The 12778-nt window shown below is 64.0% G+C and carries 11 protein-coding genes; 8 read left to right on the top strand and 3 right to left on the bottom strand.

Translation table 11 applies throughout. The annotated features are described in order from the left end of the window. Window positions 1-716 precede the first annotated feature (716 nt). Window positions 717-2159: a sensor histidine kinase gene (locus tag DXK21_RS10620; protein WP_114817755.1), complete on the top strand. Its 1443-nt coding sequence runs from the start codon at window positions 717-719 to the stop codon at window positions 2157-2159. 22 nt (window positions 2160-2181) lie between these two features. Here the strand turns inward: DXK21_RS10620 and DXK21_RS10615 are convergent, their stop codons facing one another. The 3 genes from DXK21_RS10615 to DXK21_RS10605 all read right to left on the bottom strand — a co-directional run bounded on the left by DXK21_RS10615 (window position 2182) and on the right by DXK21_RS10605 (window position 3563). Next, window positions 2182-2589, bottom strand: a complete 408-nt coding sequence (locus DXK21_RS10615; RefSeq protein WP_114817754.1) for a response regulator — start codon at window positions 2587-2589, stop codon at window positions 2182-2184. Then, window positions 2586-2993, bottom strand: a complete 408-nt coding sequence (locus DXK21_RS10610; protein ID WP_114817753.1) for a response regulator — start codon at window positions 2991-2993, stop codon at window positions 2586-2588. The genes DXK21_RS10615 and DXK21_RS10610 overlap by 4 nt, the downstream gene beginning before the upstream one ends. 360 nt (window positions 2994-3353) lie before the next feature. Continuing rightward, on the bottom strand, window positions 3354-3563 hold the full coding sequence (locus DXK21_RS10605) for a cold-shock protein (RefSeq protein ID WP_114817752.1): 210 nt from the start codon (window positions 3561-3563) through the stop codon (window positions 3354-3356). A gap of 333 nt (window positions 3564-3896) precedes the next feature. Between DXK21_RS10605 and DXK21_RS10600 the strand changes: the two genes are divergently transcribed. From DXK21_RS10600 to DXK21_RS10570, 7 genes are all read left to right on the top strand, one after another. Continuing rightward, entirely contained in the window at window positions 3897-4223 is a 327-nt protein-coding gene (locus DXK21_RS10600; protein ID WP_114817751.1) for a hypothetical protein, read from the top strand. A gap of 29 nt (window positions 4224-4252) precedes the next feature. Further along, window positions 4253-5032, top strand: coding sequence for an NYN domain-containing protein (locus DXK21_RS10595; RefSeq protein WP_326970195.1), 780 nt, complete (start codon window positions 4253-4255; stop codon window positions 5030-5032). A gap of 145 nt (window positions 5033-5177) precedes the next feature. Continuing rightward, entirely contained in the window at window positions 5178-6425 is a 1248-nt protein-coding gene (locus DXK21_RS10590; RefSeq protein ID WP_114817750.1) for a TetR/AcrR family transcriptional regulator, read from the top strand. A gap of 315 nt (window positions 6426-6740) precedes the next feature. Beyond that, window positions 6741-8969, top strand: coding sequence for a TonB-dependent receptor (locus tag DXK21_RS10585; protein ID WP_211306016.1), 2229 nt, complete (start codon window positions 6741-6743; stop codon window positions 8967-8969). A 60-nt stretch (window positions 8970-9029) separates the two neighbouring features. After that, window positions 9030-10343, top strand: coding sequence for a metallophosphoesterase family protein (locus DXK21_RS10580; RefSeq protein WP_114817748.1), 1314 nt, complete (start codon window positions 9030-9032; stop codon window positions 10341-10343). Window positions 10344-10352: 9 nt separating this feature from the next. Continuing rightward, the gene (locus DXK21_RS10575) at window positions 10353-11945 is read left to right on the top strand and encodes an alkaline phosphatase D family protein (protein ID WP_114817747.1); all 1593 of its coding nucleotides are present in this window, start codon (window positions 10353-10355) and stop codon (window positions 11943-11945) included. Between the two features lie 22 nt (window positions 11946-11967). Then, on the top strand, window positions 11968-12723 hold the full coding sequence (locus DXK21_RS10570; RefSeq protein ID WP_114817746.1) for an acid phosphatase: 756 nt from the start codon (window positions 11968-11970) through the stop codon (window positions 12721-12723). Window positions 12724-12778: the final 55 nt, after the last annotated feature.

Here is a 12778-nt window from a genome sequence, read left to right as displayed (position 1 = left end):
CAGCCTTGAATCAGTCATCTGGTGATTTGGGAATCCACTTTGTCCACACTACCTAACACAGATTGCGGCTTCAAAACCCGAAGTTCTGAACAGTTCAGGCGACCGTCGTTCTTTGTCATGATCAGCCGAATGAGATCCACGCGCCCGCAGCACGCCCCCTCCAAGCCGACGCATCCGCGCAGGCATTTTAAATGGCGGCTCAAGAAACATCACCAAGCGTCAAAGCTTCGCCAGAATGCGGCGACCAAGGCATAAAAAAGGAAACCCAAAAGCTCTGAGGTCAAGTATTCTGAACCCGATATCAGAAATGCTTGCGTTTAATATTATTGATAATCTCAACTATATTTCTTACGACAAGGGAACAAACCCCAACCGCCACCGTTCTGTATGTAGAATGCAGATTTCCGCAGATTACACCACACGCCGCTTAAGCCCCCAGCGCCCCCGGCGCGGGCTGATCCTCGGCTTCACGCCCGAACCCTAGGGCGCCCGCTGCTAGGCCGCAGAGCCAGAGTTAGCTCGGTCGTACCTTAGCCCCCTCACGAACGCCCCTGCCCGCGAAAGCCCAGGCTTCGGGTCTTTTGTTTCGCCTGAGATAGGCGCGTCAGGACCGCCAGCGACGCCGTCATGCGTCGACGCCTCCCCCAGATTCACCATCCCCGATTTCGACATCGCCCTGCCCCTCCCCTGGACGGCGCAGAGCAGAAGGCCGCACAATGACCACCCCTTCCCCCAACATCGCCTTCCACGATCTGGTCGATACGCTGCGATGCGCCCTTGTGGTGCTGGACTCAAGCCTGCGCGTCACATCCGCGAACCAGCCCTTCTATCGCCTGTTTCAGGTCGAAGCCGGCGCGCCTGAAAACCGCATTCTGTTCGATCTTGGGGACGGTCACTGGGACATTCCCTCGCTTCGCGACCGTCTTGAGAGGGTCATGACGCAGGATCATTCGCTGGACGCCTTTGAAGTCGAGCATGATTTTCCCAACATCGGGCGACGCGTCTTTTCGTTGAATGCGCGCAAGCTTTCTCCCACAGAAGACCGTCCCGCCTATCTTGTGTTGGCGATCGACGACATCACGGCCGAACGCGAAGCCTCGCGCGAAAGCGAGCGCGCCTGGCGTCTGGCCCAGACCATCGTCGACACCGTGCGTGACCCGATGGTGATCCTAGAAGGGGATATGACGGTCGCGAGCGTCAATCGCGCCTTTCTGAACCTTTTCCAGGTCACGGAAACGCAGGTCATGGCCCGTCCGCTCAAGGATCTTGGCGAAGGCCAGTGGAATGTATCGGCCCTGGGCGCCCTGCTGGACAAGGTCGTGCCCGACGAGAGGGCGTTCGACGGGTTCGAGATCGAAGACGAGTTCCCTGCATTGGGACGCCGCATCTTCAAGATCAACGCGCGCAAGGTTCACCGACCGGGAAATCACGTCACCCGCCTTCTGGTCGTGTTTGAAGATGTGACAGAGGCTAGGCTGGTGGAACGTCACAGGGACATCCTGGCTGCCGAACTCGCGCACCGCATCAAGAACAGCCTGCAGATCATCACCTCCTTCGTATCCTTCGAGATTCGAAGAGCGGCTGAACCCTGCATCGACGGCTATCGCGCGATGCAGGCCCGGATCGCCGCGGTTGCAGAACTGTACGACGTCATCTCGCAGTCTTCCGCCCTGGGCCCCGTTCCGGTTCAGCCCTACCTGAGCGGCATAGCGGCCAGCATTCACTCCAGCCTCATCGGCAAGGCCGCCGACATTGAAATCCTGGTGGAGGCCGAGCCCCTGCTGATCGATGCCGACAAGGCCGTCTCTGTAGGCCTGATCGTCAATGAACTGGCGACCAATGCCGTGAAACACGCCTTCCCGGACGGTACGGGGCGCATCCTCCTGTCGTTTGAGCGTCGTGACGACGAGGTTCTGCTGACCGTGCAGGACGACGGCGTGGGTCATGACCAGACCCGCAACAGCGGAGCGCGCTCCGGCCTGGGTTCACGCTATGTCGAAGCTTTCGTGAAACAGCTCGGCGCCACGATGGCGCGCGCGACCGGGGCCAACGGCACGACAATGACCGTCAAGCTGCCGATGTCGATTCTTGCGGAGGCCGCTGACGACCACGCCGCGCCGCCGCTCATGACGCCCGACGGGGTCCGGCCTCCGGTCTGACCGGCCAGCCTGATGCCAGTGATCAGGCGCGGTCGCGGGCCGCTCTCAAGCTTCGGATTTCATCAGCCACGGATTGCGGCTCATAGGGTCGGTGAAGATGCGGGCCGATCTCGCAGAGGCCCGCAGCTGTCTTGGCGGCCCCTTCGGGACTGGCCGCCAACCGGACTTCGATGCCGGGACGATGTCGCCTGACCCAACAGGCCAGTTCGAAGCCCGACATATCGCCGCCTGCACCGACATCGCAAACAATGACGTCTATGACGAGCGAAGGGTACGCCAGAGCCTTCATCGCTTCATTTGTGTCGAACGCCTCGACGACCCGATAGCCGCAATGTCTCAGATAGCCGGCTATCGCGTGGCGTGAGACGATGTCGCCGTCGACCAGCAGCACGGCGTCATCCAACGCCGGCGCCGGTCGAATTTCGTTCATTGCGCCCGCTCAAGGGCTATTCTGACGGCCGAGACGACAGCGTCAGGATTGCAGGGCTTTGGCAAAAAGGCCGCCGCTCCGCCTTCATAAGCTGCAGCCGGGTCCAGGTGCCCAGACGTCAAAAGAACCGGAAGCTGCGGCCACCGGCTCTGCGCGAAACTCAGGAGCTCCAGCCCGTCCGTGCGGCCGGGCATGTGAACATCGGTGAAGATCAGATCAACCGATAGACCTGACTGCAAGATATCGACAGCCTCGTCCCCGCTGCTCGCCTCAAGAACAACAAATCCATCCTCGCGCAGGCAATCAGACACAAGCATACGCGTTAGAAAATCATCCTCCGCGAGGAGAATACGCGGCGACTCTATTTCAACCGTACGAATATCATTTTGGGAATAGATCGGCATTCGGCCCCGTTTCCAGACAAGAACAAAAGCTGGGGCTTGAAGTTCCCGGTGCGGGAAAATATGAGCGCGCCATTTCGAACGCACGCAAATATAGGTTCAGCCGATACAGCAGGCCTGGCCTTCGCTGTAAGAACCAGCGTCGACGACGATGACATAGGCCGTCGCTAATCTTCATTCCGTTTGGAAATCAGGCTCTCGCTGTTTGTGGATATCGACCGTTGAACGGTGCGCAATCGCCATGATGCACGACGGCGCGATCAGGCGAACCGAGGACGCCTTTTTGGCGGCGCGAGGCCGCAGAGTCGTATGCTGGCCCAGAAACTTCGTCTCCCCGGCCCGAAAGCCAGGGAGACGAGAACATCAGGCAGCCTGGAGCTGGCCGGCGGACGTCTTGCCGCTGCGCTGGTCGCGCTCCAGTTCAAAGCCAATCTTCTGGCCTTCCTGGAGCGAGCCCAGGGTAGAGCGTTCAACGGCCGAAGCGTGAACGAACACATCCGCGCCGCCGTCGTCAGGCTGGATGAAACCAAAGCCCTTGGTGGAATTAAACCATTTCACTGTGCCGGTAGTCATAAGAACACCTTTCGGGTGCATGTGTTCTCGCACTCCAGAAACAGGAGACGAGATCAAATTTCGAGAGGTATCAGAGACAGACTCGGAGCTCGATCCGGAGATCAAAACCTGGAGAGCAACCAAAGCCAAGGCGATATTCGATAGACCATCACTAGCGCATCACTCAGGAAAACAAAAGCGACGATTCATAAAACTGCAGATCATCTTAATAAAGTGCGAGAACAGATTGCGTCCGACCCCGACCATCCCCATCTAGGAAACCTATTGGGTCTGTCAGGACCTCACGCCCGGCCTCGCCTACACGCGGCGCTCCCACAAAATCTGAGGTTCCAGATGATAGAAGACGCCTACGTCCGACTTTACGCCAATGACTTCGCGCAAATGGCGGGCCGATCCGAGATGGGTCAGGATGTAGAGGGCGCGGTCGAGAAGCGCCTTGCCGATGCGCGCGCCCACGCTGTCATCATGGACGACCGCAAGGGGCCCGGCCATCTGGAGGCCCTGATCCGACGCATTCGAGATACGGCCCCTGAATTCACAGGTCGGGTCATGTTGAAGGATGCAAACCCCCAGGAAGCGGCCCATCGTCGCCTTGTCTTCCTGACACGAATCGCCGACGCCCTCATGGGCGGCGCAACCCCGCGCCCGTCGCAGGCGTAACGCATGTCTGATTAGCGCCCACTGGGCGCTTGAGCGATGGTGGCCGCCCGGCATTTGGTTTTGAGTTCTTGATATCTTCTCAGGTTAATTCGCCGCGGCTCGCGGTTCTGATCGATGCGGAAAACGCCTCCGCCCGCATAGCCGATGCGCTTTTCTCCGAGATAGCCACGCTTGGAGAAGCTTCGGCCCGCCGAATTTACGGCGACTTCTCCAGTGCGCAGTTGAGCGGATGGACCAAGGTTCTCGCCCGGTTCGCCATTCAGCCGCAGCAGAATTTCGCCAACACCAAGGGCAAGAATTCCGGGGACATCGCCCTGGTCATCGACGCCATGGACCTGCTGCACTCGGGACGGTTTGACGGCTTCTGCCTGGTGTCCTCGGACGCGGATTTCACGCGCCTGGCCTCGCGTATCCGCGAGGAAGGCGTGGCGGTCTACGGCTTTGGCGAGCAGAAGACCCCCGAGAGTTTCCGTCAGGCCTGCAGCCGCTTCATCTACACCGAAAACCTCAGCGTCGCGGCGGCCCTGGAAGGGCCTGCGCCTGCGGACAGGGCGCCCAGGAAGTCCGCCGCCCGACGCCCGGCGTCAGAAGCCGCCCGTCTGGTCGCGACCGTCATCGCCGACATGGATGAGGACGGCGACGGCTGGGTGGCGGTCGGGGGCCTTGGTGATCGCCTGCGCAACGCCTACCCGGACTTTGACCAGCGCAGCTATGGCTACCCCAAGCTGTCGGATCTTATCCGCGCCACAGGACGCTTCGAGGTCCAGACCAGCAGCGGCGGCTCAATGAAAATTCGCGACAAGGCCTAGACGCAGCGTTCGACGGGCGGACGGGGCTCTTCACGAGAGACTGGTCAGATGCTCTGAAATCAAAGCGGCGCGTTGATGCGTCAGCCCTTCATCAACTGAACGCCCTCTCGACATGTGGGTGCAAGGCCGCCATGCAGAGCGCTGCATGACGATGATCGCCGCATCTCGCACCGCTGAAGCGGACCGTATCGTGGCCGCGGCCATGACCTTGGTCGGACAAGTCGGCCTGGGCGGCCTGACCATGCGCGATCTGGCGCTGTCGGTGGGGAAGAGCACCACTGTCATCGTCAACCTGTTCGGCGCCAAGGCCCAGCTGATCGAAGCCATCGCGCAAGCGGCCTTCGAGCAGGATGAGGCTTACCATGACGCCTTCTTCACCAGCGCGAGCAAGCTCGCGCTGGGTCGGGACGGCCTTCTGGCCCTGATCGCGCGCTATCTGCGCGAGCGTTCCCTGGCCTCGGCCTGTTTTGTCCGGGTGTGGGAGGAGTTGCTGGTCATCCCCGACCCTGGGCCGCCCCTGCAATCCCTGATGCTGGAATGGGAGACCATGCGGCGGCGGGCATGGACCGCCTTCCTTGGCAGGGTTCAAGGGTTGGCCGATTTCGGCGAAACCGTTTCGACCTGCCTCATCCTGGAGCAGTTCTATGTCGGCGCCCTTGGCGGGCGGGCCGACTATGAGATGATCGCCGCCGAGGGTCTAGGAGGGCTGGTGGATCGCGCCTTTGGGCGTGGTGATGAGCCGGCGGCGGCCACGGAGAGCTATGTCGACCAACTGGTGATCCCCCAGGCGCCTGGGGACGGGCTGGAAGCTGAATCCATGAAGCTGCGGCTGCTGGACGTCGCCGCAGATCAGATTCTGAGCGGCGGCCTGGCGGTCGTCACCAATCGGTCGGTCAGTTCCGAGGTCGGCACCTCGACCTCGACCATCGCCTATCACTGGTCGGATATGCGGCGCTTTCTGATCGATGCCATCTGGCACGCCGTTTTCCGGGAAATGCCGGGCTATCTCGACTATCGTCATCCGCTTGGCGCGGGGCCGCCAGACCTGCTGCGGTGGAGTGAACTGATGGCGCAAACCCTGACGGTCGATGCGGCGCAGGGGCGCGGCTTCTACGTCAAGTATGCGCGCCTGATCGCCCAGGTCTGTCTGGAGGCGCGCCGCGATCCTTCGTTCCAGGAACTGGCCATGATCCTGCGCGGACCCGAAGGCGGCGGCACCTACGTCAACCGCGCCGAGCTTTGGCCCGCGCGCTTCGACCTGACGCGCCGTGCAGCGACCCGGTTCGCCCTGTGGATCAAGGGCGCGGCCCTTGTCGCCGCCGCGACGGGTCAAGCCGCGAATCCGTCCCAGCTTCAGGTCGCAGCCACGACCCTGGTGGCGCAACGCGCTTAAATCGAACTGACGTTTCGCAGCCGCACCTCTCGCCGTCCGAGACAGCGACGGAAACACTTCAAATAAGCGTCATCAAAGCATTACAGCCCGACCCTACAGCGGAACCGTTGTCGAACAGGTGTTTTTTCTGAGGCTGCGAAACGGCGACGTCGGTCGTCCTCCCCGCTTCTGCACCCGTCTTTCCGTCGCCCCGGAACGACGCCTGTTCGGCACTTCCGCTTCATGCGGGAGCGCGGCCGCTGCGCCGTGTCAGCCCCCCCAATTCTTGGCCCGTGCGAGAGGGGTGCTCGTCCGCGCCGCCCGATGGATCGACACATGAATCGTCTTCTTCTCGGCGCCTCGAGCGCCGTCCTGGCGCTGGCGGCGGCCCTGCCTGCAACGGCCCAGATCAGCACCGAAACCCAGGCCACGGCGTTGCAAGACGTCGTCGTCACCGCCCAGCGTCGCGCCGAGTCGGCCCAGAAGGTCGGCCTGGCCCTGACCGTCGTCTCCGGCGAAGATCTGGACAAGCGCAACATCCAGACGGTCAACGACCTAGAGAACACCGTCCCCAGCCTGGAGGTCGACAGCCAGTTGGGCGGCGGCCAGCCGCAGTTCCGCATCCGCGGCGTCGGGCTGACCGACTATGCGGCCAACAACACCTCGACCGTCGGCGTCTATGTGGACGAGGTCGCCTACCCCTACGGCGTCATGACCCAAGGCCTGTTGTTCGACATCGCCCGCATCGAGGTTCTGCGCGGCCCGCAAGGCACCCTCTACGGCCGCAACACCACCGGCGGCGCCGTCAGCGTCATCACCAGCGCGCCGACCGAGCAGCTGCAAGCCGGGATCACCGCCAGCTACGGCAGCTATGACGCCGCCAAGCTCGAAGGCTATCTATCCGGTCCACTGACCGAGACCCTCAGCGCCCGCCTGGCCGTGGCCGCTGAAACGGGCGGCGCCTGGCAGTACCATCGCGACACGGGCGAGGAACTGGGAGCCAAGGACACCAAGGCCGCCCGCCTGCGCCTGAACTGGCGCCCGACAGCCCAGACCGACGTCGATCTGAACCTGCATTACAGCAAGGACGATTCAGATGGCCGGGGCCTGCGCCTGGTCACTCAGCCGTTCACGTCCGGCGGCGGACGCGTCTATCCCGTCGACAGCGCGCACCGCATCACCGGCTGGGGGATTTCTCCCTATTTCGCGCAGTTGATCGGCGTTTCGTCCGACGCCAAACCCTTCCGCGACAATGAAGGCAAGGGCGCCAGCCTGCGCCTGAACCATGATCTCGGATGGGCGACCCTGACCGCGATCGGCAGCTATGAAGCGTTCGACCGCAACGAACTAAACGACTGGGACGCCACCGCGTCCAACGAGGCCGGCACCTACTTCTTCAACGACATCGAAACCGTGTCCCAGGAAGTGCGCCTAGCGTCGCCGACCGGCGGCCGCCTGCAGTGGATGGGCGGCCTGTATCACGCCACGGAAGACGTGGACGGCGGCTTCTATTCGGACTTCTCGGAAGCCAAGAGCCTCGGCTTCTGGATGAGCACCACCTACAATCAGAAGGTCGAAACCACCGGCGTGTTCGGCAACATCGACTACCGGCTGACGGACCGCCTGACCCTTGTCGGCGGCCTGCGCTACGAAGATGAAACGCGCGAACTCAACGACTTCAAGACCGAGATTCTGGCGCCGACGCCGGCGCTGCGCGCCAACACGTCCAAGGCCCAGAGCATGGGCGAATGGACCGGCAAGATCGGCGCGGAATACGCCTTCAACGACGACGTCCTGGCCTACGCCAACGTGTCCCGAGGCGTGAAGTCGGGCGGCTTCACCACCTACAACAGCGGGCTGCCGGAACAGCTTGATCCGTTCAAGTTCGAGGAACTGATCGCCTATGAGGCCGGACTGCGGTCCAGCTTCTTTGATCGTCGCCTGCAACTGAACGCGGCCGTCTACTACTACGACTACCGCGACCAGCAGCTTCAGGGCGTGCTCTACACCCAGACCGGACGCGTGGGCCGCATGATCAACGTGCCCAAGTCGCACATCCAGGGCGCGGAGTTGGAACTGCGCTGGCGTCCGCTGGACAGCCTGACCGTCACCCAATCCATCGGCTACAAGTACGGCGAGTATGACGAGTTCTACTTCGTCAACGCCACGGCCACCGAGGCGGCCAAGGACCCGGTGACGGGCGAGTACAACACCATCGTCTACAGCGATCGCGCCGGCGAACGCCTGCCCTTCCCGCGGTGGGACTACAAGGGTTCGGTCGCTTACAGCCGGCAGATCGGCGGCTGGGGTTTTGAGGCGGAAACCAACTACAGCTATCGCGACGAGAAGTTCAGCACCTCGTCCAACTCGATCATCGACTCCTTCTGGCTGGTGAACGCCAACCTGACGCTGAGCCCGCCGACCGCGGACTATTCGTTCGGCCTCTACGTCAACAACCTGACGAACGCCTACTCTGAAGAGTCGCGCAACCGCTTCATCTCGGCTGCGACCGGCTCGCCCAACGCGCCGCGCACCTGGGGCGTGCGGCTGAGCTATCGCTACTGAGACCCTGACCACGGGCTCCGGTCCTCGGACCGGAGCCCGGCATTTTCGCGAGACGCAGACATGTCGACGATCTGGAAAAAGGCGCGCTCCGCCGCTTTGGCGCTGACGCTTCTATTCTCCGCCTCCCCGGCCCTGAGCGAACCCGCTGACGGCAGCCGCTTCACCCTCGCGGTCATCCCCGACACCCAGAACTATGTCGACTTCACGCATCAGCGCGCCGTGGGCTTCCCGTTCGACGCGCGCGACATGCTGACTGAGCAGATGCGCTTCATCGCGGATCACGCCGCCTCGCGCGGCGGGGACATCGTCTTCGCCACCGCCCTGGGCGATGTCTGGCAACATCCGACGATCGCCATCGACCCAGAGCACGCCGCGCGCGGGTTCAGCGCACGGCCGCTGCCCGCCGGCATGAACCCCGAACGCTGGACCCAGGGCGTGAAGACGGTCGAGATCCCCGCTTCCGTCCAGGCCTATCGCCTGATCGCGGACGCCCTGCCCTTCTCCGTGGTGTCCGGCAATCATGACTATGACGCCCAGTGGTGGGAGGAATCCTGGCCGCGCGACCTGACCGCGCCCGAAGGCGACCTGCGCCGCCTGGGCATGATCCATGTCGGGGGTCTGACCGAATGGGTCCGCGCCTTCGGCTCGGATTCGGAGTTCTTCAAGGACCGTCCCTGGTATGTCGCCGCGCACGACGGCGGCGCCGACAGCGCCCAGATCTTCGAAGCGGGGGGCTACCGCTTCCTGCACATCGGCCTGCAGTTCGCCCCGTCCGACGCCAGCCTGAGGTGGGCCGAAACGGTCATCCACGCCCATCCCGGCCTGCCGACGATCATCGCCACCCATGATTTCCTGGACAAGACCGGCGAACGCCGCGCCCATCCGGTCGTGGACATCCACGCCCTGGACCCCTTCGACAACAACGCCCAGGGCGTCTGGGACAAGCTGATCGACCGCAACCCGCAGATTTTCATGGTGCTGAGCGGCCATCACAACGGGCAGTCGTTCCGCATGGACCGCAATCGCCAGGGCCGCGCCGTCTATCAGATCCTGTCCGATTTTCAGGATCGCAATCAGGCGGCCATCGACGCAGGCATGGCCGCCGAAAAGGCGCCGGGCCTGGGCGACGGCTGGATGCGGCTGATGACCTTTGACATGAGCGAGGCGGTCCCGACGATCCGTGTCCGCACCTACTCCACCCATTACGACCGCTACGCTTCGGACACCCCGGACTACGCCCGCTGGTACAAGCCCAATGAACAGCCGCAGATGACGGACGACGCCTTTCTGGGTCAGGACGAGTTCACGATCCGCCTGGACGACTTCCGCGCCCGGTTCGGAAACGGCGCCGCCCGCTCTGACGCGGCTCGATAGGATAATCTGATGGCCAGCGCTCCTGCCCGCCTGCATCGCCGCGCCCTGCTGGGCGGCTTGGTCGCCGCGCCCGCCGTGCTTCAGTTCGGCCGGGCCCAGGCGAACGGGGTACAGGCGAAAGGGGCCTATGTCTTTCCTCTGGGCGTCGCCAGCGGTGATCCGGCCCCGGACGGCTTCGTCATCTGGACGCGCCTGGCCGTCGATCCGGTCGCGCCAGATGGTCTGGGCGGCATGGGCGGCGCCGTCCCGGTGCAGTGGGATATCGCCGCCGACGAGAGCTTCCGCAACATCGTCGCCTCGGGCCGGATCGCAGCCGAACCCGCCGCTGCCCACAGCGTCCATGTCGAGGTCGAGGGCCTGATCCCCGGTCGTCCCTACTGGTACCGCTTCAGCGCCATGGGCCAGCAAAGCCCCGTCGGTCGCGCCCGCACCACGCCGGCCCCCGACGCCGCCGTCGACGCCCTGCGCATCGCCGTCGCCTCCTGCTCGAACTGGGAGTCGGGCTATTTCAGCGCCTATGGCCACATGGCGGACGAGGCGCCGGACCTGACCCTGTTTCTCGGCGACTACATCTACGAATATTCACGCGGGCCAGAGCGCGCGGCCGAGGTCGTGCGCCCCTACGGCTTGGAAGAGGCCACGACGCTGGCGGGCTATCGCAACCGCTACGCCCTGCACCGCACCGACGCCGACCTGCAACGCCTGCACGCCGCCGCGCCCTGCCTGGCGGTCTGGGACGACCACGAGATTCAGGACGACTATTCCGGCGTCTGGTCCAAGACGCCCGGCGTCACGCCGACCGACTTCCTGCGGCGTCGCGCGGCGGGCTATCAGGCCTTCTACGAGGCCATGCCGATCCGCCGCACCCGCCTGGACGCCCGGCTGCAAATGCCCATCCATCGGCGGGTCCGTTACGGCCAGCTGGCCGAGTTCTTCATGCTGGACGGTCGTCAGTATCGCTCGAAACAGGCGTGCAGCGACGGTCCCAACGGCGGCAAGGGTCAGATCGTCACCGACGCCGCCTGTCCCGATCGTCTCGATCCCTCGCGCAGCTTCCTCGGCTTCGAGCAGGAGCGCTGGCTGTACGACGGCCTGGCGAACGCAGGCGCGCGCTGGAACATCCTCGGTCAGGATCTGGTGATGGCGGGTCTTCGATTTGGCGACGGCGGCCTGAACACCCGCTACTGGACCGACACCTGGGACGGTTATCCGGTCGCGCGCGACCGCCTGACCCAAGCGCTGGCGACGCTGAAACCGCGCAATCCCGTCGTCCTCAGCGGCGACTATCACTCCTTCTGGACCAATGACGTGAAGCTGGACAGCAGCGATCCGTCGTCCGCCACCGTCGCGACCGAGTTCGTCGGCACCTCGATCACCTCGGGTGGTCCCAGCTACGACGGCCTGATGTCGGCCATGCCCAATAATCCGCAGATCAAGTTCTTCGACAGCCGCAAGCGCGGCTATATGGCCATCGACATCACTCCGGGCCGGATGACGACCCGCTATCAAGCCATCAGCGACGTGCGCGACCCTAGGGCCGCCCTGTCCACCCTCAATACCTGGGTCGTCGAAGACGGCCGCCCCGGCGCCCAGCTCGTCTGAGCCGCGCCCGACTGGAGTCTCTATGCGTAAGTCCGCCCAAGCCGTCGCCGCCGTCGCGATCCTGATCAGCCTCTCGGCCTGCGCCACCGCACCGGCGCCCGTCTTCTGGGAAGGCTTTCGCGACCATCCGCACGGCTATCTGACCAAGGGCGACGCGCCTGACGCCTCGGCCTTCCTGCCGCCGCCGCCCGAGGCCGGGTCGCTGCGCCAGCAGGCGGACGTCGAGACCTATCGCGCCACCCGCGCGCTGGAAGGCAGCGACCGCTGGCGTCAGGCGGCGTCGGATAATGAGATCGAGACCCCGTCGGCCCCGCGCGTCTTCGACGAGGCTCTGGGCGTCGCCTTCAACCCGGCAAGGATGCCGAGCCTGACTCTGTTGCTGGGCAAAATGCTGGGCGATCTGGAGACCATCCAGACCCCGGCCAAGCAGGGCTATTTCCGTCCACGCCCCTTCGTGGCCGAACCGGCCGCGACCTGCTTCCCGCCCGAGCCCTGGCTGGGCCGCAGTGGTTCATACCCGTCGGGGCACGCCGCCATGGGCTGGGCCTGGGCCCTGATCCTGTCCGAACTGGCGCCCGACCGCGCCGACGCCATCCTGGCGCGCGGCCTGGCCTATGGCGAAAGCCGCGTCATCTGCGGCGTCCACTACGCCAGCGACGTCGAGGCCGGCCGCCTGGTCGGCGCCGCCATGGTCGCAAGGCTGAAGGCGGACCCGACCTTCCAGCGCGATTTCATCGAGGCCCGCAAAGAACTCGCGTCTGCACGCGCAGGCGACTAGGGCGCGGCCCATGGCGGGCGACTACAGCGGCGGACCAGAGGCGCGGCGTCTGCAC

This window comes from Brevundimonas bullata, assembly GCF_003350205.1.
Classification (GTDB): domain Bacteria; phylum Pseudomonadota; class Alphaproteobacteria; order Caulobacterales; family Caulobacteraceae; genus Brevundimonas; species Brevundimonas bullata.
The sequence above is the reverse complement of the archived record's forward strand: the minus strand, read 5'-3'. Positions and strand labels throughout refer to the sequence as shown.